This window comes from Klebsiella sp. w6 (assembly GCF_033100215.1).
Lineage (GTDB): Bacteria > Pseudomonadota > Gammaproteobacteria > Enterobacterales > Enterobacteriaceae > Klebsiella > Klebsiella variicola.
This window is the reverse complement of the sequence record NZ_CP136907.1, coordinates 1,525,432-1,547,233: the sequence shown is the minus strand read 5'-3', so window position 1 is coordinate 1,547,233 and position 21,802 is coordinate 1,525,432. Positions and strand designations below refer to the sequence as shown.

Sequence of the window (21,802 nt, the reverse complement as noted above, 5' to 3'; positions counted from 1 at the left end):
AAAACTTCTAAGATGTTTCAAAATGCCCACAAGATGTTTCAATTTGTAAAAATGGCGGAACTTTTTGCACCACAAAATGGTCTGGGAAATACGCACTAATAATCAAAAAAAATATTTATTGGTTCACAATCAATCACATACACACAAATAACTCTATAGCACTGAATGGTAAAACAAAACTATCATTGGTGACTAAAATAACAGTCGCTATCATCATTAACTTTATTTATTACCGTCATTCAGTTCTGAATGTCTGTTTACCCCTATTTCAACCGGATGCCTCGCATCCGGTTTTTTTTACCCTTCTTTACACAACTTTAATTTATCTGTGCTACGGCAAAAAATTCCCTAACGACTATTAATCAATCAATTAGCCTGTCAATTGCCCTTATTCAGCCAATGTCTTGTTATTTCGTGCGATTCTTCCGCCTGTACTTTGTCAATATCGCGACTGGTCAGCGTTGTTGGCGCGGTTTCATTGGCGCTTCGATTCTAAGATAATTCCTGGAGAGTATCGCGCCGCTGGCACCATTCTGTAGTATGGATTTACGCCATTAGCCTTTATACTGCCTGCAGCATCTGCTTTGTTGCCAGTTACTCTGGCGCTACATCCTGTTTACAAACAATGATGAGTCGTTCAGCCACAAGATGACCCCGAAAAAATTCTCCCTGATCCCCGGCAACATCAGCCGCTTCTTCATTTTGATGGTTATTGTCCTGCTGGCGACGATGGGGGTGATGATTCAAAGTGCCGTCAATGCCTGGCTGAAAGAGAAGAGCTATCAGGTGGTTGATGTCTCCCACGCCTTGCACCAGCGCATTGACACCTGGCGCTATGCCACCTGGCAGATCTACGACAATATCGCCGCGACCTCGGCTAACGCTGCGAGCGGTGGCTTGCAGGAGACGCGTTTAAAACAGGACGTCTACTACCTTGAGAAGCCCCGGCGTAAAACCGAAGCGCTGATTTTTGGCTCCCACGATAGCTCGACCCTCGAGATGACGCAGAAAATGTCCGATTATCTCGATATTTTGTGGGGTGCGGAAACCATCCCATGGTCGATGTACTATCTCAATGGTCTGGACAATAGCCTGATTTTGGTCTCAACCCTGCCGTTGAAGGACCTCTCCTCAAGCTTTAAAGAGTCAACGATCAGTAGCGTCGTGGAATCCCGGCGCGCGGAGATGCTGCTGCAGGCCAATACCCTTGATGAGCGCGAGACCTTCTCGCCGCTGCGCCATCTCGCCTGGCAGAACGCGCACTACTTTACGTTACGCACCACCTTCAACCAGCCTGGACATCTGGCCACGGTGGTCGCTTTCGACCTGCCGATTAACGATCTGATCCCGCCAGGCATGGCGTTGGACAGCTTCCGTATCGAGCCAGACCCGTCGCAAAACATTGCCACCAATCCTGACAAAGAGACGACCGACCATATCGGGATCACCTTTAACGGCATGCAGATCGACATCGCCACCGATATCAGCACTACCGGTATGCAGTTGCTCTGGACGGTACCGCTGAGCAGCATGCTGCTGGCCGCCCTGCAGAATATTCTTCTGCCGCTGCTGCTCAACATTGGCCTGCTGGCGCTAGCGCTGTTTGGTTTTACCACCTTTCGTCACTTTAAAGGACGCAGCAATCCGTCTGGCGCCGGGCTCCCTTCCGCCGCCAACAGCGAACTGCGTCTGCTACGCGCTATAAATGAAGAAATTGTTTCTTTGCTGCCGCTGGGGCTGCTGGTTCACGATCAGGAAGCCAACCGAACCCTTATCAGCAACCCTATTGCCGACCATCTGCTTCCGCACCTGAATCTGCAGAACATCACCAATATGGCGGACCAGCATCAGGGGGTGATTCAGGCCACCGTCAATAATGAGCAGTATGAAATCCGCCAGTATCGCAGCCAGGTAGCCCCGCGCACGCAGATCCTGATTATCCGAGACCAGGACCGCGAAGTGCTGGTCAATAAAAAGCTCAAGCAGGCCCAGCGCTTGTATGAGAAAAACCAGCAGGGGCGGGCGGCCTTTATGCAGCATATTGGCAGCGCCCTGAAGCAGCCCGCGCTGAACCTGGCGGCAGAGGCGGCGGCGCTCGACAGCGCAGAGAACCGGACGCTGGCGCAGCATGCCGATGAGCTGGTCAAACTGATCGATGACATTCAGCTCGCCAATCTGCTGGAAAGCGACACCTGGAAAACCAGCCAGGCGCTGTTCTCGGTTCAGGAACTGATCGATGACGTTGTACCGGAAGTTCTGCCGGCGATGAAGCGCAAGGGTCTGCAGCTGCTGATCAATAACGCGCTCCCTGCCGGTGAGCAGCGCTACGGTGACCGTGAAGCCCTGCGACGCACACTGGTGCTGTTAATCCAGTATTCCATCACCACCACGCCTATCGGCAAGATCACCCTCGACGTTTGCCAGGACGAGTCGGCCAGCGATCGTTTGACCTTCCGCATTCTGGATACTGGCAACGGCGTCTCGGCAAACGAGATCGACAATTTGCACTTCCCGTATCTCAACGAGACCCAGAGCGATCTGTACGGCAAGGCGAACGCCCTCACCTTCTGGCTGTGCGACCGCATGACGCGCAAACTGGGTGGGCAGTTGACCATCAAAGCGCGGGAGTCGCTGGGAACGCGCTATACCCTGCACCTGAAAATGCCGGCCAGCGAAGAGGCGCCAGAGGCGGGCGAACATCTGCTGGATGACGTTATCGTCCTGCTGGATGTGACTTCCAGTGAAGTGCGGCGGATTGTCACCCGCCAGCTGGAGAGCTGGGGGGCGTCGTGCATCACGCCGGACGATCGGGCGACAAGTCAAGCGTTCGATCTGTATTTAACGGATAATCCGTCTAATCTTACTGCTTCGGGCTTGCTTTTAAGCGATGATGAGGTCGGGATACGCAAGATCGGCCCGGGACAACTGCGGGTCAACTTTAATATTAGCACGGCGATGCAGGAGGCTATCCTGCAGCTTATTGAGCAGCAGCTGGCGGAGGAGGCGGTTCAGCCCGCCACCTCAGGAAACGAGAGTAACGCCGAACTCCATGCCAGCGGCTATTACGCACTGTTTGCCGATACGGTACCGGATGATGTTCAGAGATTGTATACTGAAATCGAAGCGGGCGATTTTGCTGCTCTGGCGCAAACCGCCCACCGCCTCAAAGGGGCATTTGCTATGCTTAATCTGATACCCGGCAAGCAGTTATGTGAAACGCTTGAGCATCTGATTCGCGAAAAGGATGCGCAAGGCATAGAAAAATATATCAGCGACATTGACGCTTACGTCAAGAGCTTGCTGTAGAAGGTAGCCTTATACATGAACACTATGAACGTAATTATTGCCGATGACCATCCGATCGTACTGTTCGGTATTCGTAAGTCACTTGAGCAAATTGAGTGGGTGAACGTCGTTGGCGAGTTTGAAGACTCCACGGCCCTTATCAACAATCTTCCGAAGCTGGACGCCCATGTGCTGATCACCGATCTGTCCATGCCCGGTGATAAATACGGCGACGGGATCACGCTGATTAAATACATCAAGCGCCACTTCCCGGATCTGTCGATCATTGTTCTGACCATGAACAACAACCCGGCGATCCTCAGCGCGGTGCTGGATTTGGATATCGAAGGGATCGTTCTCAAGCAAGGAGCGCCGACCGACCTGCCAAAAGCGCTGGCCGCGCTGCAGAAAGGGAAGAAATTCACACCGGAAAGCGTCTCTCGTCTGCTGGAAAAAATCAGCGCCAGCGGCTATGGCGATAAACGCCTGTCGCCGAAAGAGAGCGAAGTGCTGCGTCTGTTCGCTGAAGGCTTCCTGGTGACCGAGATCGCCAAAAAGCTCAACCGCAGCATCAAAACCATCAGTAGCCAGAAGAAGTCGGCAATGATGAAGCTGGGCGTGGAAAACGACATTGCGCTGCTGAACTACCTCTCCTCCGTCTCGCTGAGTTCAACGGATAAAGAGTAATCCCTTTGTTTTCTCCGTCTCGCCCCGGCGAGACGGAGCTCCCCGTTATTCCCGCCCGTTACGTACCCGCGCCGCATACACCGTCAGCGTTTGCTTCAGCACGTCGAGGGTGACCGGCTTGGACAGGCAGCTGTCCATCCCCGATTCAAGACAGCGCTGCTTCTCTTCCGCCAGGGCATTGGCGGTGACGCCGATCACCGGCAGCGTCAGGCCAAGCTGACGAATGCGCTGCGTCAGACGATAACCATCCATATTGGGCATGTTGACGTCGCTGAGCACGATATCGATATGCTGTTTGCTAAGTACGTTGAGCGCGTCGACCCCGTCGTTAGCGGTCACGCACTGGTAGCCGAGCGATCCCAGCTGATCCGCCAGCAGACGGCGGTTAATCGGGTGATCGTCGACCACGAGGATCATCATGTCGTCGTTATTACCGATCTGCGCGTCCGGCGCCATCAGCGCCCGGCTATTCTCCGCGCTGTCGAGGGCGACGTGGAAAATACGCCCCAGCAGCGGCAGCAGTTCATGCGGCGTCGTCACGCTGTGCAGCCACTCTCCGGCCGCTCGCTCCTGCGGGATGCCGATATGGCGGCGGCAGAAGATGACCATCGCACTCCCCTGCCAGCCCCTCTGCGCTTCATCGTCAGTCAGCAAGACATCGTCGGCGTCCGGCGTTTCTCCGGCATGGCGGCGTACCGTCAGGCCGTGATAGCTGAGCAGCGACGTGACGAACATCGCCAGCGAGGTATTATGAATTGCCAGCCAGCAGGTCTTGCCTGCGAAACCGTCCGCCGTCACCTGCGGTGTGTTCTGCACGCCATACAGCGGGATACGGATGGTAAAACGGCTGCCCATCCCCGGCTCCGTTTCCACGGCGATATCGCCATCCATCATGCTGATCAGCTTTTCACAGATCGCCAGGCCAAGGCCGGTGCCCTGGAAGTTTCGCTGCACGCCGGTCCCCACCTGGAAGAAGGGATCGAACAGGCGCAACACCTCTTTCGCCGGGATCCCCTCCCCGGTATCGCGGACGCTGATCTGCAGATAATCCCCCGCACACTGGACGTGCAGGATAATACAGCCGGTGTCGGTGAACTTAATCGCATTGCTCAGCAGGTTAGAGATCACCTGCTGCAGGCGCATCGGGTCGCCGGACATCTGCTCCGGGACATCCGGCTCGATAAAACAGTACAGACCCAGCTGCTTGCGTACCACCAGCGGCAGATAGTTAGCAGAGATATGGTTCATCACTTCGCGCGGGGAAAACTCCCGCGGCTCGATCTTCAACTGCTCAGACTCGATTTTCGAGAAATCGAGAATATCGCTGATGATTTTCAGCAGCAGGCTGGAAGAGTTGTTCATCGCCGTCACCAGGCGATCAACGCCCTTCGGCAGGGCCTTAGTCTGCAGCAGATCGAGGTTACCGATGATGCCGTATAGCGGGGTACGCAGCTCATGGCTGACGGTCGCAAGGAACATCGATTTCGACTGGCTGGCCTGTTCAGCCGCCTGGGCCATCTCTTGCAGCGACTCCTCCATTTTCACGCGGGCGGAAACGTCCACCAGCACGCAAATGGCGACGTTTTCATTGCGATAACGCGAATGGACAAAGCTAATCTGCAGGTTGGTATGGTTGCTGGTCAGCACATCGACAAAGTTGACCTGCTGGCCGCAGATAATCTGCGTCAGCCGCTGGCGATCCTCATGGGTCAGCATATTCAGGTAGTTGTGCGCCAGCTCGTTACTGAGAATATTGGTCCCGTCGACGGTGCGCAGAATACAGATCCCCACCGGGGCTGAGGCCACGATTTTGCGGTTGAACTGTTCATGCTCTTCCAGTCGCTGCGCATCATTTTCCGCCGGGATAAAAATGCGCCGCTCATACATTCGCGCCAGCGCAAACAGCATTGCTCCGGTCAGAATATTGAGAATGATGGCGTTGATGATGAGCATGCGGATCCGCTCCAGCACCTGGTCCACCGAAACGGAATAGACGATACTTAAGGAGGACGGCGCCAGGCTTTTTTTCAGCACCAGCTCGCGAAAGCCTGCGCTGTAGCCAAACCACATCCGCTCCTGCATCCACTTCGCTTCGCTCTGGATTTTGCCTTCCGCGCCGGCCAGCGAGATCAGCGGCTGGCCGTTATCGTCAAAAATCGTCACGCTCATCGGCAAACTGCCTGGCGTGAAGAAGCTCTCCATACGGATGGTCTGCTCCACGCCGAGCATCGCCTGCAGACGGTTGGCCATATAGACCGGGGTCAGGGCATAAAAGTAGCCCACGCCGGGGCGCACGCCCTGGCTTATCCAGAACAGGTTGTTGCCGCGCTCGTTTTGCGGCGCGTTGCGATATTGCTCAATGCGCTGATGCAGGACTTTCAGCGCCTGATCGCGCTCAATCGGCACGTCCCGTAGGCCAAAGTTGGCCATGCAGAGGTTATCGCTGCCAATGAGAAAGATGCGGTTAAGGTCGTAGGCAGCGGTAAAATTATCCCGCCAGTAGCGCATAAACCACGCCAGTGATTGCAGCGAATTACGCCAGGTGCTGCTCATCGCGCTGCAGTCGGAATCTGGGTACAGGGGTTCAAAGTTAGGCACCGCGATATCGCCGTTTTGCCCTTGCGCTACCGCGTCCCCTGCCGACAAGCGGTTACCGGCGACGTACTTCAGCTCTTTAATCACGTCCGCCGTACGCTGAATATAGCGCTGGGCCTGGTCGGCGTTGAGATTGAGCTCCTGATGGATCTCGGCTTCCCGCTCGTGCAGGGCATTGACGATATAGAACACAGAGACAAACGCAATCAGCAGCCACAGTAATACCGCCAGCGCTCTGAACAGATAACGTGAAACCTTCAGGGTTGTATGAAACGAGGCAAGATATTTCAATGTGGCGATGCTCGGCCGTCAGGGACTCAACAGAATGGGGTTAAAGTAGCGGTAAACCGGCTTTGCCGCAATCTTAATGCAAAAAGGGCCGGGAGAATACCCGGCCCTTTCAGAACATTTACCTGGGACGATTACTCTTCGTCTTCGGCGATGTCGTCATCGGTATCCGCTTCCGGGGCGATATCGTCATCGCCTTCCGCTACGCTACCGTCGATGGCATCCAGTTCTTCGTCGTCCACCGGCTCTGCCACGCGCTGCAGACCCACCACGTTTTCATCTTCCGCGGTGCGGATGAGGATCACACCCTGGGTGTTACGGCCCACGATGCTCACTTCGGAAACGCGGGTACGAACCAGCGTCCCGGCGTCGGTGATCATCATGATCTGATCGCAGTCATCCACCTGCACGGCGCCCACCACGGAGCCGTTACGCTCGGTGACTTTGATCGAGATAACGCCCTGAGTGGCACGCGATTTGGTCGGATACTCCGCCGCTGCGGTACGTTTACCGTAACCGTTTTGCGTTACCGTCAGAATCGCGCCTTCGCCGCGCGGAATAATCAGCGAGACGACGCTGTCGTTTTCCGCCAGCTTGATGCCGCGTACGCCGGTGGCGGTACGGCCCATGGCGCGAACGGCGTCTTCTTTGAAGCGCACAACCTTACCGGCCGCGGAGAACAGCATCACTTCGTCCTGACCAGAGGTCAGATCGACGCCGATCAGCTCATCGCCTTCGTTCAGATTGACCGCGATGATACCGGCGGAACGCGGACGGCTGAACTCGGTCAGCGCGGTTTTCTTCACGGTACCGCTGGCGGTCGCCATAAAGACGTTGACGCCCTCTTCGTACTCGCGGACCGGGAGGATGGCGGTGATACGCTCATCGGCTTCCAGCGGCAGCAGGTTGACGATCGGACGACCGCGCGCGCCGCGACTGGCTTCCGGCAGCTGATAGACCTTCATCCAGTACAGACGGCCACGGCTCGAGAAGCAGAGGATGGTGTCATGGGTGTTAGCCACCAGCAGGCGGTCGATAAAGTCTTCTTCTTTAATGCGCGCTGCTGACTTGCCTTTACCGCCACGACGCTGTGCTTCATAGTCGGTCAGCGGCTGATACTTCACATAGCCCTGATGCGACAGGGTGACCACCACATCTTCCTGGTTGATCAGATCTTCGATGTTAATATCAGCGCTGTTGGCAGTGATTTCGGTACGACGTTCGTCGCCGAACTGGTCGCGGATCAGCTCAAGCTCTTCGCGAATCACTTCCATCAGACGGTCGGCGCTGCCGAGAATGTGCAGCAGTTCCGCGATCTGCTCCAGCAGCTCTTTATATTCGTCGAGCAGTTTTTCATGCTCAAGGCCGGTCAGTTTCTGCAGACGCAGATCCAGAATCGCCTGAGCCTGCTGCTCGGTCAGATAGTATTTACCGTCGCGCACGCCGAACTCTGGCTCCAGCCATTCCGGACGCGCGGCGTCATCACCGGCGCGCTCCAGCATCGCCGCAACGTTACCGAGATCCCACGCCTGGGCAACCAGCGCCGTTTTCGCTTCTGCCGGGGTCGGCGCGCGACGGATCAGTTCGATAATCGGGTCGATGTTGGCCAGCGCAACGGCCAGCGCTTCGAGGATATGCGCCCGGTCGCGCGCTTTGCGCAGTTCGAAAATCGTACGACGGGTCACCACTTCGCGGCGGTGGCGTACAAACGCGGCGATGATGTCCTTCAGGTTCATGATCTTCGGCTGACCATGGTGCAGAGCAACCATGTTGATGCCGAAGGAGACCTGCAGCTGAGTCTGGGAATAGAGGTTGTTGAGCACCACTTCCCCTACCGCATCGCGCTTCACTTCAATCACGATGCGCATCCCGTCTTTATCAGACTCGTCACGCAGCGCGCTGATGCCTTCCACGCGTTTTTCTTTGACCAGCTCGGCGATTTTCTCAATCAGGCGCGCTTTGTTCACCTGATACGGAATTTCGTGCACGATGATGGTTTCGCGGCCGGATTTCGCGTCCACTTCCACTTCCGCGCGCGCGCGGATGTACACTTTACCGCGACCGGTGCGGTAAGCCTCTTCAATGCCACGACGGCCATTAATAATGGCGGCGGTCGGGAAATCAGGGCCTGGAATATGCGCCATCAACCCTTCAATGCTGATGTCTTCATCGTCAACATACGCCAGACAGCCGTTGATCACTTCCGTCAGGTTATGCGGCGGTATATTGGTCGCCATCCCTACGGCGATCCCGGAGGCGCCGTTCACCAGCAGGTTAGGAATTTTGGTCGGCATGACGTCCGGAATACGCTCCGTACCGTCATAGTTGTCGACGAAATCGACCGTCTCTTTTTCAAGATCGGCCATCAGCTCATGAGCGATTTTCGCCAGACGAATTTCGGTATAACGCATCGCCGCGGCGGAGTCGCCGTCGATGGAACCGAAGTTACCCTGGCCGTCCACCAGCATGTAACGCAGCGAGAACGGCTGCGCCATACGAACGATGGTGTCGTATACCGCGGAGTCGCCGTGCGGGTGGTATTTACCGATTACGTCACCAACGACACGGGCTGATTTTTTATAGGCTTTGTTCCAGTCATTGCCCAATACGTTCATGGCGTAAAGTACGCGACGGTGTACCGGCTTCAGGCCATCTCGGACATCCGGCAGCGCACGGCCAACAATGACCGACATCGCATAATCCAGATAAGAGTTCTTAAGCTCTTCCTCAATGTTGACCGGTGTAATTTCTCTCGCAAGGTCGCTCATCTAACCGCTATCCCTCTACTGTATCCCGGATTCAAAGGTCGCAAATTATAACACAGCCGCGCTAATAGAGGTAAAGCAATACGGTTTATTCATGGCGCGCTGCTGATATACTCGCAGGTCTGAACAGAAAAGGAGTAAAAGCGCCCATGAATGCCGAAAAAACGTCGGTAGCCCCTAACGTCGATCATGCTGAAATCGCCAAATTCGAAGCCGTCGCCTCGCGCTGGTGGGATCTGGAGGGCGAGTTCAAACCGCTCCACCGCATCAACCCGCTGCGGCTGGGTTATATCGCCGAACGCTCCGGCGGCCTGTTCGGTAAAAAAGTCCTCGATGTCGGCTGCGGCGGCGGCATTCTCGCCGAGAGCATGGCGCGCGAAGGTGCGACGGTCACCGGACTGGACATGGGTGCCGAACCGCTGCAGGTCGCGAAGCTGCACGCCCTGGAGAGCGGTATTCAGGTGGACTATGTTCAGGAAACGGTTGAGGAACATGCCGCGAAGCATCCGCAGCAGTATGACGTCGTGACCTGCATGGAGATGCTGGAGCACGTGCCCGACCCGCAGTCGGTGGTACATGCCTGCGCGCGGCTGGTGAAGCCCGGCGGCCAGGTCTTCTTCTCCACCATCAACCGCAACGGCAAGGCCTGGCTGATGGCGGTGGTCGGTGCGGAATATGTCATGAAGATGGTGCCTAAGGGCACTCATGATGTGAAGAAGTTTATCAAACCGGCCGAGCTGCTGAGCTGGGTAGATCAGACTACTCTGAAAGAGCAGCATATCATCGGTCTGCATTACAATCCGCTGACCAACACCTTCAAGTTAGCGCCGGGGGTTGATGTTAACTATATGTTGCATACGACCGCCAAACAGGACTGAGGTCAGCACCTGCGCTTATGATGATTGCGCGGCATCAAGCCGCGTGATTATTTCTTCCGATGAAGAAATCAGCACTCGATCAAATTTTCATTTTTTTTTCTGTTTTATTGACTTCTTCTCCAGGCCTTATGCGACGTGGACTTGCGGATTATTACCCTTCCGCAACCTCAATTTAACGTCAAAATCAACCCTTGTACTCAAAAGATTCCTTACTAAAATACTCACCATATAGCGTTTCTTTTATCGACAACCCCCTACATATAGTATTTATCCACAGAGTTAGTCACAACGGCCTTCTGTGGATAAACGGGGGATATTTTCTTTCACGGACAGGTAAAATCCACATGAATCAGAGTCTGCTGGTGACAAAGCGCGACGGGACCACCGAGCGCATCAATCTCGACAAAATCCATCGCGTACTGGATTGGGCGGCAGAAGGACTGAATAACGTTTCGATTTCCCAGGTAGAGCTGCGCTCCCATATCCAGTTCTATGACGGCATCAAAACCGCGGACATCCACGAAACCATTATTAAAGCCGCTGCGGATCTGATCTCCCGCGACGCGCCGGATTACCAGTACCTCGCCGCGCGTCTGGCGATTTTCCATTTGCGTAAAAAAGCCTTCGGCCAGTTTGAGCCGCCGGCGCTCTACGATCACGTGGTGAAGATGGTCGAGAAGGGTAAATACGATCATCATCTGCTGGAGGACTACACGGAAGAAGAGTTCCAGCAGATGGACGGTTTCCTCGACCACTGGCGCGACATGAACTTCTCCTACGCAGCCGTTAAGCAGCTGGAAGGCAAGTATCTGGTACAAAACCGCGTTACCGGCGAAATTTATGAGAGTGCACAGTTCCTCTATATTCTGGTGGCTGCCTGCCTGTTCTCTAACTACCCGCGCGAAACCCGTCTGGACTACATTAAGCGTTTCTACGACGCGGTATCGACCTTTAAAATCTCGCTGCCGACGCCAATCATGTCCGGCGTGCGCACCCCAACCCGTCAGTTCAGCTCCTGCGTGCTGATCGAGTGCGGCGACAGCCTGGATTCCATCAACGCCACCTCCAGCGCGATTGTGAAATACGTTTCCCAGCGCGCCGGTATCGGCATCAACGCCGGGCGCATTCGCGCGCTGGGCAGCCCGATCCGCGGCGGCGAAGCCTTCCACACCGGCTGCATTCCATTCTATAAACATTTCCAGACCGCGGTGAAATCCTGCTCGCAGGGCGGCGTTCGCGGCGGCGCGGCGACCCTCTTCTACCCAATGTGGCATCTGGAAGTGGAAAGCCTGCTGGTGCTGAAAAACAACCGTGGTACCGACGCCAACCGCGTTCGTCATATGGACTACGGCGTGCAGATCAACAAACTGATGTACACCCGTCTGCTGAAAGGCGGCGACATTACCCTGTTCAGCCCTTCCGATGTCCCGGGCCTGTATGACGCCTTCTTTGCCGATCAGGACGAGTTTGAGCGCCTGTACACCCAGTACGAGCAGGACGACAGCATTCGCAAGCAGCGTATTAAAGCCGTTGAGCTGTTCTCGCTGATGATGCAGGAGCGCGCCTCTACCGGCCGCATCTATATCCAGAACGTCGACCACTGCAACACCCACAGCCCGTTCGATCCGGTGGTCGCCCCGGTGCGTCAGTCTAACCTGTGCCTGGAGATTGCCCTGCCGACCAAACCGCTGGAAGACGTCAACGACGAAAACGGCGAAATCGCGCTGTGCACCCTGTCGGCCTTCAACCTCGGCGCGATTGACAGCCTAGACGAGCTGGAAGAGCTGGCGGTGCTGGCGGTGCGTGCCCTGGATGCGCTGCTGGACTATCAGGATTACCCGATCCCGGCCGCCAAACGCGGCGCGATGGGGCGTCGTACGCTGGGCATCGGCGTGATCAACTTCGCTTACTATCTGGCGAAGCATGGCAAACGCTACTCCGACGGCAGCGCCAACAACCTGACGCACAAAACCTTCGAAGCGATTCAGTACTACCTGCTGAAGGCCTCCAACGAGCTGGCTATCGAGCAGGGCGCCTGCCCGTGGTTCAATGAAACCACCTATGCGCAGGGTATCCTGCCGATCGATACCTATAAGAAAGACCTGGACGGCATCGTCAGCGAATCTCTGCACTTCGACTGGGAAGCATTGCGCGAATCCATTAAAACCCACGGTCTGCGTAACTCCACGCTCTCCGCACTGATGCCGTCCGAGACCTCGTCGCAGATCTCCAACGCCACCAATGGCATTGAGCCGCCGCGCGGCCACGTCAGTATCAAAGCGTCCAAGGACGGTATCCTGCGCCAGGTGGTGCCGGATTACGAAAATCTGCAGAACGCCTATGAGCTGCTGTGGGAAATGCCGAACAACGACGGTTATCTGCAGCTGGTGGGTATCATGCAGAAGTTTATCGACCAGTCGATCTCTGCCAACACCAACTACGATCCGACGCGCTTCCCGTCCGGAAAAGTGCCGATGCAGCAGTTGCTCAAAGACCTGCTCAACGCCTATAAATTCGGTGTCAAAACGCTGTACTATCACAACACCCGTGATGGCGCAGAAGACGCTCAGGATGACCTGGCCCCGTCCATCCAGGACGATGGCTGCGAAAGCGGCGCTTGTAAGATCTAAGTTATTTTTGCCGGGTGGCGCGATGCTTACCCGGCCTACGATTGTGTAGGCCCGGCCAATGCAGTACCGCCGGGCAATACATTTCAACAGGACTCACTTCAATGGCATACACCACTTTTTCACAGACGAAAAACGATCAGCTGCTGGAACCGATGTTTTTTGGCCAGCCGGTTAACGTGGCCCGCTACGATCAGCAAAAATATGACATATTTGAAAAGCTGATTGAAAAGCAGCTCTCCTTCTTCTGGCGCCCGGAAGAGGTTGACGTTTCCCGCGATCGCATCGACTACCAGGCGCTGCCGGAACATGAAAAACATATTTTCATCAGCAACCTGAAGTACCAGACGCTGCTCGACTCCATCCAGGGCCGCAGCCCGAACGTTGCGCTGCTGCCGCTGATCTCCATCCCGGAGCTGGAAACCTGGGTGGAAACCTGGGCCTTCTCCGAGACCATCCACTCGCGCTCCTACACCCATATCATCCGCAACATCGTCAACGATCCGGCGACCGTGTTCGACGATATCGTGACCAACGAGCAGATCCAGAAACGTGCGGAAGGCATCTCTCACTATTACGATTCGCTGATCGAAATGACCAGCTACTGGCATCTTCTGGGTGAAGGCACCCACACTGTCAACGGTAAAACCGTGACCGTGAATCTGCGCGAGCTGAAAAAGAAACTCTATTTGTGTCTGATGAGCGTTAACGCCCTGGAAGCGATCCGCTTCTACGTTAGCTTCGCCTGCTCCTTCGCTTTCGCCGAGCGCAAGCTGATGGAAGGTAACGCCAAAATTATCCGCCTGATCGCTCGCGATGAAGCGCTGCACCTGACCGGCACCCAGCATATGCTGAACCTGCTGCGCTCCGGCAGCGACGATCCGGAGATGGCGGAAATCGCCGAAGAGTGCAAGCAGGAGTGCTATGACCTGTTCGTGCTGGCGGCGCAGCAGGAGAAAGAGTGGGCGGACTATCTGTTCCGCGACGGCTCAATGATCGGCCTGAACAAAGATATTCTCTGCCAGTACGTCGAGTACATCACCAATATCCGCATGCAGGCGGTGGGCCTCGATCTGCCATTCCAGACCCGCTCCAACCCAATCCCATGGATCAACACCTGGCTGGTCTCCGATAACGTCCAGGTGGCGCCGCAGGAAGTGGAAGTCAGCTCGTATCTCGTCGGTCAGATCGATTCTGAAGTCGATGCCGACGACCTGAGCAACTTCCAGCTGTAATGAAGCGGATTTTCCTGAAAATCTCTGACACTCGCCTTGAGTGTCAGGATGAACACCCTTCCCTGCTGGCTGCGCTGGAGTCGCATAATATCGATGTGGAATATCAGTGCCGCGAAGGCTATTGCGGTTCCTGCCGCACGCGTCTGGTTTCCGGCCAGGTTGACTGGCTGACCGAGCCGCTGGCCTTTATCCAGCCGGGGGAAATTTTGCCCTGCTGCTGCCGGGCGAAAGGCGATATTGAGATCGAGATGTAGTCTTGTCAGGTGGCGCTACGCTTACCTGACCTACAAAACCGCAGTTCGTAGATACTGTTATCGGTTTGCAACTTTTTCGCTTGAGAAAAACGTTTATCGCGTGTCGCTTCAGAGGATATTGCGCTCCCGGTTAATTTTTATGCAATATGTTTTCCGTGGCGCAGGGAGCGCACAGAGGGCGGCCAGTCGCCGCCCTCTGTACTCCCGGGCTCTGGCCGCCAAAATCGCCACTTCGTGGTGCCTTCGACTTATCCCTGCAGGCTTCGGGTCGGGCCGAGGCAGCGTCCCTGCAAATCACGGCCCTCAGCCCGCATCCATGCGGGCTGCCCCGGCCTGCCGGGAACGTCTCAGCGATTTTGAGGCCACCAACACCGGCAGTTTCAGCCAGACCGTAGGCCGGGTAAGGCGTAGCCGCCACCCGGCTTTTTAGCGTTTAGCGTTCAGGAACTGCACCGCTTTATCCGGGAAATCGGTAAACAAGCCGTCGACGCCCGCCTGGTGATACAGCAGGTCATAGAGCTGATTAACGTTAGTCGCGTACTCCGGCAGCTGATCCGCACGCACGGTGTACGGATGCACCTGCAGATGGCTGGCATGCGCCTCTTTCACCATCGCCGTCAGCTTCACCGCGCCCGGCTTCGAGCCTTCCGCCACCAGCATATGGTAATCCGGGCCAATACCGTCGGCGTACTGCGCAATCTGCGCCATCGCACCCGGCTGGAACATCCAGTCGTAGCTGTAGTTCACCCATTTGCCATCTGCCTGTTTCTGCTGGGTTTCATTCCAGTCGGTATAGGCGATGAGCTGCACCAGATTGAGATCCATGCCCATCTTCGGTTCCAGCTCATTTTTGATACGTTTGAGCTCGTTGGCGTCAAAGCACTGCAGATAAACCTTATCCTGCTTGCTGGTATAGCCATATTCCTTCAGCACTTTCAGCGTACTGGCGGCAATATCTTTGCCTTCCTGATGGTGGAACCACGGCGCTTTGATTTCCGGGTAGATACCGATATTTTTACCCGTCGAATGGTTCAGCCCCTGGACAAACTCAATCTCTTCTTCAAAGGTATGAATGCGAAAATCGGATTTGCCCATCGGGAAACGCCCGGGATAGGTTTGGACGTTCTTACCATTTTTCGGCTCAAAACCTTCGGTAAACTTCAACGACTTAATCTCGGCCAGGGTAAAGTCGATGGCGTAGAAACGGCCATCTTTACGCGCCCGCTGCGGGAAACGCTGCGCAACGTCAGTCACCCGATCGAGATAATGGTCGTGCAACACCACCAGCCGGTCGTCTTTGGTCATCACCAGATCTTGCTCAAGGTAATCCGCCCCCTGAGCGTAAGCCATCGCTTTCGTCGGCAGGGTATGTTCCGGCAGATACCCGCTGGCGCCGCGGTGGGCGATGACCATTTTCTCCGCTGCGACAGCGCTGAAGCACAGTGCCGAACTGGCCAAAATCATGCCGCTCATTAGCGCGGTGAGTTTCATGTTCATCGTCGCTCCTTAGGCTTGTTTCAGTTGTTGATGATGACGACGCTCGCCAAGCATCACGATAACCAGCAGGATAACCGCCAGCACGCTGCCGCCGATCATCACCATGAAGCCGCCGTCCCAGCCGAAGAAATCGACGGTGTAGCCGACGATGGCGCTCGCCGCCACGGAACCGCCAAGATAGCCGAACAGGCCGGTGAAGCCCGCGGCGGTACCGGCGGCTTTTTTCGGCGCCAGCTCGAGGGCATGCAGACCGATCAGCATCACCGGGCCGTAGATCAGGAAGCCGATAATAATCATACAGGCCATATCGACGCCCGGATTGCCCGGCGGATTGAGCCAGTAAACGACAGTGGCGATGGTCACCAGGGTCATAAAGAACACGCCGGTCGCGCCGCGGTTGCCTTTAAACACTTTGTCCGACATCCAGCCGCACAGCAGCGTGCCCGGGATCCCCGCGTACTCGTACAGGAAGTAGGCCCAGGAGGATTTATCCAGCGCGAAGTGTTTGACCTCTTTCAGGTAGGTCGGCGACCAGTCCAGAATGCCGTAGCGCAGCAGATAAACGAAGACGTTAGCGATAGCGATGTACCACAGTAGCTTGTTCGGCAGAATGTACTGCATAAAGATCTGCTTCGCCGTCAGCTCTTCTTCGTGCTTTTCACTATAGTCATCCGGATAGTCGTTTTTATACTCTTCGATCGGCGGCAGACCGCAGGACTGCGGGGTATCGCGCATCATCGCGAAGGCAAAAATGGCCAGCAGGATCGCGCCGAAAGCCGGCATATACAGCGCCGCGTGCCAGTCGTTAAACCACGCCATCCCCAGCAGGAACAGCAGCGGCGGAATACCGCCGCCGACGTTATGCGCGCAGTTCCACACCGAGACAATCCCACCGCGCTCTTTCTGCGACCACCAGTGCACCATGGTCCGGCCGCACGGCGGCCAGCCCATCCCCTGGAACCATCCGCAAAGAAACAGCAATACGAACATGATCATGATGCTGGAAGTCGCCCACGGTACAAAGCCCATCACCAGCATCACCAGCGCGGCGAGGATCAAGCCGGCCGGCAGGAAAATGCGCGGATTCGAGCGGTCAGAGACCGAGCCCATGATGAATTTCGAAAATCCGTAGGCGATGGAGATGCCGGAAAGGGCGAAACCGAGGTCGCCACGGGAGAAGCCCTGCTCAATCAGATAAGGCATCGCCAGGGCAAAGTTCTTACGAACCAGATAGTAAGCGGCATAACCAAAAAAGATGCCAATGAAAATCTGCCAGCGTAATCGACGATACAGCGGGTCGATCTCCGCTGCTGGCAAACGCGCTTTATGCGCGGCGGGTTTAAAAATACTTAACATATCAGCCTCCGTGGCCCTTGCTGTTTTCTACTGACGTCACGACAAAATCCCAGATTAATCACCAACTTCAAATATGGTCGCGATGGTAGGCAATACGTAGAGTTGATACTGTGAAACATCGCACAATTTGTTACAGAAATATGACAAAACGTTCTAATGTGAGCACGAAATCACATAACACGCTCAAATAACGCGCGAATATGCTCGAAATCAAACAATAACCTTATGAATTGTGGCTAAATGGCGTTAAACGAAAGCAGAGGAGCTGAAGATGACGGGACGTCTTGATAGCGAGGTCATTATCATCGGCGGCGGAGCAACCGGCGCCGGTATCGCCCGCGACTGCGCCCGGCGCGGATTACGCACGCTGCTCATTGAGCGTCATGATATCGCCACCGGGGCCACCGGCCGTAATCATGGACTGCTGCACAGCGGCGCCCGCTATGCGGTGACCGACAACGAATCCGCCCGCGAATGCATCAGTGAGAACCGTATCCTGCGCCACATCGCCCGCCACTGTATCGAACCGTCCGGCGGTCTGTTTATTACCCTGCCTGAAGATGACCTGGCGTATCAGCAGACTTTTATCACCGCCTGCCAGCAGGCCGGCATTGAAGCTACCCCGCTCTCCCCGCAGGAAGCGCTGCGCCGGGAGCCCGCCGTCAACCCGACGCTGCTGGGCGCGGTGCAGGTCCCGGACGGCACCATCGACCCGTTTCGCCTCACCGCGGCCAATATGCTCGACGCCCGCGAACACGGCGCGCAGATCCTTACCGGCTGCGAAGTAACAGGCCTGGTGCGCCAGGGCGATCGCGTCTGCGGCGTCCAGGTATACGACCGCCAACTTCACCAGGCCCGCACGCTGTACGCCGGGGTGGTGGTTAACGCCGCCGGGATCTGGGGGCAGCGCATTGCGGAATATGCCGACCTGCGCATCACCATGTTCCCGGCGAAGGGATCGCTATTGATCCTCGACCACCGGATTAACAACCTGGTGATCAACCGCTGCCGTAAGCCGGCCGACGCCGATATTCTGGTGCCCGGGGATACCATCTCGCTGATCGGCACCACCTCAATGCATATTCCTTATGACGACATTGACGACAACCGGGTAACGACGGCGGAAGTCGATACCCTGCTGCGCGAAGGCGAAAAGCTGGCGCCGATCATGGGCCGCACCCGGATCCTCCGTGCCTACTCCGGCGTCCGCCCGCTGGTGGCCAGCGATAACGATCCCAGCGGGCGCAGCGTCAGCCGCGGCATCATCCTGCTCGACCATGCCCAGCGTGACGGTATGGAAGGCTTCATTACTATCACCGGCGGCAAGCTGATGACCTATCGCCTGATGGCCGAGTGGGCCACCGACGCCGTCTGTCGTAAGCTGGGAAACACCACCCCCTGTAGCACGGCCGAGACCCCGCTGCCCGGTTCACAGGAGCCAACGGAAAGTACCCTGCAAAAAATTATCTCCCTCCCCACCCCGCTGCGCGGCTCGGCCGTCTACCGTCACGGCGATCGCACTCCGGCCTGGCTTGGCGACAGCCGCCAGCACCGTAGCCTGGTCTGCGAATGCGAAGCCGTTACCGCTGGCGAAGTGAAATACGCGGTGGAAAATCTGGCGGTCAACACCCTGCTCGACCTGCGCCGCCGCACCCGGATTGGCATGGGCACCTGCCAGGGGGAACTCTGCGCCTGCCGCGCTGCCGGACTGTTGCAGCGCTTTAACGTCACCACCCCCGCGCAGTCATTAACCCAGCTCTCGGCGTTTCTCAATGAACGCTGGAAGGGCGTTCAGCCCATCGCCTGGGGCGATGCACTGCGCGAAAGCGAATTTACCCGCTGGGTCTACCTCGGCCTGTGCGGACTGCCACAGGAGCACCAGGATGAAGTTTGATTGCGCAATTGTCGGCGGCGGGCTCGCCGGCCTGTTGTGCGGGCTGGCGCTGAATCAGTACGGCCTGCGCAGCGTCATTATCAGCCGCGGGCAGAGCGCGCTGCATTTTTCCTCCGCGTCGTTAGACCTGCTCTCGGCGCTGCCCAACGGCGATAACGTTACTGACGTCGCACAAGGTCTGCAGCAACTCGCTGAACAGCTTCCTGAACACCCTTATTCCCGGCTCGGCGCCGGGGCGGTACTCGAATACGCGACACAGACCGAAGCCCTGCTGGCCGCCTGCGGCGCGAACATGCAAGGCGAAGCGCGCCAACCTCATCTGCGGGTGACGCCGCTGGGGACGTTGCGACCGGCGTGGCTGTCGCCGGAAGAGGTTCCGCTGGCACCCTTCGCGCAGCAACACGTATGCCTGGTAGGGATTAGCGGTTTTGCTGATTTTCAGCCACATCTCGCCGCCGCCGCGCTCGGTCAACACGGAGTTACCGCCGCGGCGGTGGAAATCGAGTTACCGGTGCTGGATGTGCTGCGTGACAACCCCACCGAGTTTCGCGCCGCTAACATCGCCCGCGTGCTGGATGATGAGAATCTATGGCCGGCCCTGCATGCAGCGCTGCTGCCGCTGGCGCAGCAGCATGACCTGCTGATCATGCCCGCCTGTTTTGGCCTCGCCGACGATCGCCTGTACCGCTGGCTGCAGACGCGTCTGCCCTGCCCGCTGCGTTTGCTGCCGACGCTGCCGCCTTCGGTGCCGGGGATGCGCCTGCATAGCCAGCTTCAGCGTCAGTTCATTCGCGAGGGCGGCACCTGGCTTGCTGGCGATGAAGTGGTGAAAATCAGCCATCGACAGGGCGCCGTCGAGGCCGTCTGGACGCGAAATCACGGCGATGTCGCGCTGCGTCCGCGTTTCACCGTGCTGGCCAGCGGCAGCTTTTTCAGCAACGGTCTTGTCGCCACTCGCGATAGCGTGCGCGAGCCGATCCTCGGCCTCGATCTGCAGCAGACCCTGCCACGGGAAAGCTGGTACCAGCGCGATTTCTTCGTCTCACAACCGTGGCAGCGCTTCGGCGTGAAAACCGATGCCCTGCTGCGCCCCGTGCTGGGCGGGCAGCCGTTCCATAATCTGTTCGCCATTGGCTCATTGATCGGCGGGTTCGATGCCATTCAGCTCGGCTGTGGCGGCGGCGTCTGCGCCGTCACCGCGCTGCACGCCGCCAGACAGATCCACGCCCTTGCCGGAGACCGGCCATGAACGATACCCGTTTTGAAAGCTGCATTAAGTGCACGGTCTGTACCACCACCTGCCCGGTAAGTCGGGTCAATCCACGCTATCCCGGCCCGAAACAGGCGGGGCCGGACGGCGAACGTCTGCGTCTGAAGGATGGCGCGCTGTACGACGAGGCGCTGAAGTACTGCATTAACTGCAAGCGCTGCGAGGTTGCCTGCCCGTCGGATGTGAAAATTGGCGATATCATTCAGCGCGCCCGGGCACAGTACGGCCAGCAAAAGCCGACCCTGCGCGACGCCATCCTCAGCCATACCGACCTGATGGGCACCCTTTCCACTCCCTTTGCCCCCCTGGTCAACGCCACGACCGGTTTAAAACCGGTGCGCCGCCTGCTCGACGCGGCGCTTAAAATCGACCACCGGCGCACACTACCGAAATATGGCTTCGGCACCTTCCGCCGCGCTTACCGCCAGCTCGCGGCCAGACAGGCGCAGTACCCTGAGCAGGTGGTCTTCTTTCATGGCTGCTACGTCAACTATAACCATCCGCAGCTGGGTAAGGATCTGATCCGCGTCGTCAACGCGCTGGGTACCGGCGTGCAGTTGTTATCGAAGGAAAAATGCTGCGGCGTGCCGCTGATCGCCAACGGCTTTTTCGACAAGGCGCGTAAACAGGCGCAGAGTAACGTCGCTGCGATGCGGGAAAACACGCTGCCGATCATTGCCACCTCCTCGACCTGCACCTTTACGCTACGTGATGAATACCCTCATCTCCTCGATGTCGACAACAGCGATCTTCGCGATCGGGTCGAGCTGGCCACCCGCTGGATCTGGAAACAGCTGGATGCCGGCAAGACGCTACCGCTGCGCCGGCTGCCGCTGAAGGTGGTCTATCACACCCCGTGTCATATGGAAAAGATGGGCTGGTCGCTGTATACCCTCGAGCTGCTGCGGCTGATCCCCGGCCTGCAGCTGGAGGTGCTGGATTCACAGTGCTGCGGCATCGCGGGCACCTACGGGTTTAAAACTGAGAATTATGCGGTATCCCAGGCTATCGGCGCCCCGCTGTTCCGCCAGATTGAGGAGAGCGGCGCCGACATCGTCGTGACCGACTGCGAGACCTGCAAGTGGCAGATTGAGATGTCCACCCGCAAACGCTGCGAGCATCCGCTGACGGTACTGGCGCAAGCGCTCGCCTGAGCCCAGCGCCAGCCTCC

The 21,802-nt window shown here is 57.0% G+C and carries 13 protein-coding genes; 9 read left to right on the top strand and 4 right to left on the bottom strand.

Translation table 11 applies throughout. The features are described 5' to 3' along the window. Positions 1-648: 648 nt before the first annotated feature. Together rcsD and rcsB are read left to right on the top strand one after the other, a co-directional pair. A complete protein-coding gene (gene rcsD, locus R0140_RS07525) occupies positions 649-3,306 on the top strand; it encodes a phosphotransferase RcsD (protein ID WP_023298016.1) in 2,658 nt (885 codons plus the stop codon). A 15-nt stretch (positions 3,307-3,321) separates the two neighbouring features. Then, positions 3,322-3,972 (top strand): response regulator transcription factor RcsB, encoded by a 651-nt coding sequence (gene rcsB, locus R0140_RS07520; RefSeq protein WP_004201684.1) that lies wholly within the window; start codon positions 3,322-3,324, stop codon positions 3,970-3,972. Between the two features lie 45 nt (positions 3,973-4,017). On the opposite strand, the gene rcsC is transcribed toward rcsB, so the two are convergent. Beyond that, positions 4,018-6,858 carry a two-component system sensor histidine kinase RcsC gene (gene rcsC / locus R0140_RS07515; protein WP_012540994.1) on the bottom strand — a complete coding sequence of 947 codons (2,841 nt, stop codon included), beginning with the start codon at positions 6,856-6,858 and terminating at the stop codon, positions 4,018-4,020. A 131-nt stretch (positions 6,859-6,989) separates the two neighbouring features. After that, positions 6,990-9,623: a DNA topoisomerase (ATP-hydrolyzing) subunit A gene (gene gyrA / locus R0140_RS07510; protein WP_008803974.1), complete on the bottom strand. Its 2,634-nt coding sequence runs from the start codon at positions 9,621-9,623 to the stop codon at positions 6,990-6,992. Positions 9,624-9,769: 146 nt separating this feature from the next. Between gyrA and ubiG the strand changes: the two genes are divergently transcribed. The 4 genes from ubiG to yfaE all read left to right on the top strand — a co-directional run bounded on the left by ubiG (position 9,770) and on the right by yfaE (position 14,614). Next, positions 9,770-10,498: a bifunctional 2-polyprenyl-6-hydroxyphenol methylase/3-demethylubiquinol 3-O-methyltransferase UbiG gene (ubiG, locus tag R0140_RS07505; RefSeq protein ID WP_008803973.1), complete on the top strand. Its 729-nt coding sequence runs from the start codon at positions 9,770-9,772 to the stop codon at positions 10,496-10,498. A gap of 344 nt (positions 10,499-10,842) precedes the next feature. Further along, on the top strand, positions 10,843-13,128 hold the full coding sequence (gene nrdA / locus R0140_RS07500) for a class 1a ribonucleoside-diphosphate reductase subunit alpha (RefSeq protein WP_008803972.1): 2,286 nt from the start codon (positions 10,843-10,845) through the stop codon (positions 13,126-13,128). A 101-nt stretch (positions 13,129-13,229) separates the two neighbouring features. Continuing rightward, complete coding sequence (gene nrdB, locus R0140_RS07495) at positions 13,230-14,360, top strand: class Ia ribonucleoside-diphosphate reductase subunit beta (RefSeq protein ID WP_004140835.1); 1,131 nt, start codon at positions 13,230-13,232, stop codon at positions 14,358-14,360. After that, the gene (gene yfaE / locus R0140_RS07490; protein WP_002913017.1) at positions 14,360-14,614 is read left to right on the top strand and encodes a class I ribonucleotide reductase maintenance protein YfaE; all 255 of its coding nucleotides are present in this window, start codon (positions 14,360-14,362) and stop codon (positions 14,612-14,614) included. Before nrdB ends, yfaE begins: the two co-directional genes overlap by 1 nt. A 426-nt stretch (positions 14,615-15,040) precedes the next feature. Here yfaE and glpQ read toward each other — a convergent pair whose 3' ends face one another. Beyond that, on the bottom strand, positions 15,041-16,111 hold the full coding sequence (gene glpQ, locus R0140_RS07485; RefSeq protein WP_080923856.1) for a glycerophosphodiester phosphodiesterase: 1,071 nt from the start codon (positions 16,109-16,111) through the stop codon (positions 15,041-15,043). 9 nt (positions 16,112-16,120) lie between these two features. Then, positions 16,121-17,467 (bottom strand): glycerol-3-phosphate transporter, encoded by a 1,347-nt coding sequence (gene glpT / locus R0140_RS07480; protein ID WP_002913019.1) that lies wholly within the window; start codon positions 17,465-17,467, stop codon positions 16,121-16,123. 271 nt (positions 17,468-17,738) lie between these two features. Here glpT and glpA point away from each other — a divergent pair, with 271 nt between their 5' ends. Genes glpA through glpC form a run of 3 tightly spaced genes read left to right on the top strand, consistent with a single transcriptional unit; the run spans position 17,739 to position 21,785 of the window. Next, positions 17,739-19,361: an anaerobic glycerol-3-phosphate dehydrogenase subunit A gene (gene glpA, locus R0140_RS07475; RefSeq protein WP_032740166.1), complete on the top strand. Its 1,623-nt coding sequence runs from the start codon at positions 17,739-17,741 to the stop codon at positions 19,359-19,361. Further along, positions 19,351-20,610 (top strand): glycerol-3-phosphate dehydrogenase subunit GlpB, encoded by a 1,260-nt coding sequence (glpB, locus tag R0140_RS07470; RefSeq protein WP_060876315.1) that lies wholly within the window; start codon positions 19,351-19,353, stop codon positions 20,608-20,610. The genes glpA and glpB overlap by 11 nt, the downstream gene beginning before the upstream one ends. Next, positions 20,607-21,785 (top strand): anaerobic glycerol-3-phosphate dehydrogenase subunit GlpC, encoded by a 1,179-nt coding sequence (gene glpC, locus R0140_RS07465; protein ID WP_008803967.1) that lies wholly within the window; start codon positions 20,607-20,609, stop codon positions 21,783-21,785. The genes glpB and glpC overlap by 4 nt, the downstream gene beginning before the upstream one ends. Positions 21,786-21,802: the final 17 nt, after the last annotated feature.

Coding starts and splice junctions, on each gene's coding strand:
- rcsD (WP_023298016.1), top strand. CDS start 649: ATGACCCCGAAAAAATTCTCCCTGATCCCCGGCAACATCAGCCGCTTC.
- rcsB (WP_004201684.1), top strand. CDS start 3,322: ATGAACACTATGAACGTAATTATTGCCGATGACCATCCGATCGTACTG.
- gyrA (WP_008803974.1), bottom strand. CDS start 9,623: ATGAGCGACCTTGCGAGAGAAATTACACCGGTCAACATTGAGGAAGAG.
- ubiG (WP_008803973.1), top strand. CDS start 9,770: ATGAATGCCGAAAAAACGTCGGTAGCCCCTAACGTCGATCATGCTGAA.
- nrdA (WP_008803972.1), top strand. CDS start 10,843: ATGAATCAGAGTCTGCTGGTGACAAAGCGCGACGGGACCACCGAGCGC.
- nrdB (WP_004140835.1), top strand. CDS start 13,230: ATGGCATACACCACTTTTTCACAGACGAAAAACGATCAGCTGCTGGAA.
- yfaE (WP_002913017.1), top strand. CDS start 14,360: ATGAAGCGGATTTTCCTGAAAATCTCTGACACTCGCCTTGAGTGTCAG.
- glpQ (WP_080923856.1), bottom strand. CDS start 16,111: ATGAACATGAAACTCACCGCGCTAATGAGCGGCATGATTTTGGCCAGT.
- glpT (WP_002913019.1), bottom strand. CDS start 17,467: ATGTTAAGTATTTTTAAACCCGCCGCGCATAAAGCGCGTTTGCCAGCA.
- glpA (WP_032740166.1), top strand. CDS start 17,739: ATGACGGGACGTCTTGATAGCGAGGTCATTATCATCGGCGGCGGAGCA.
- glpB (WP_060876315.1), top strand. CDS start 19,351: ATGAAGTTTGATTGCGCAATTGTCGGCGGCGGGCTCGCCGGCCTGTTG.
- glpC (WP_008803967.1), top strand. CDS start 20,607: ATGAACGATACCCGTTTTGAAAGCTGCATTAAGTGCACGGTCTGTACC.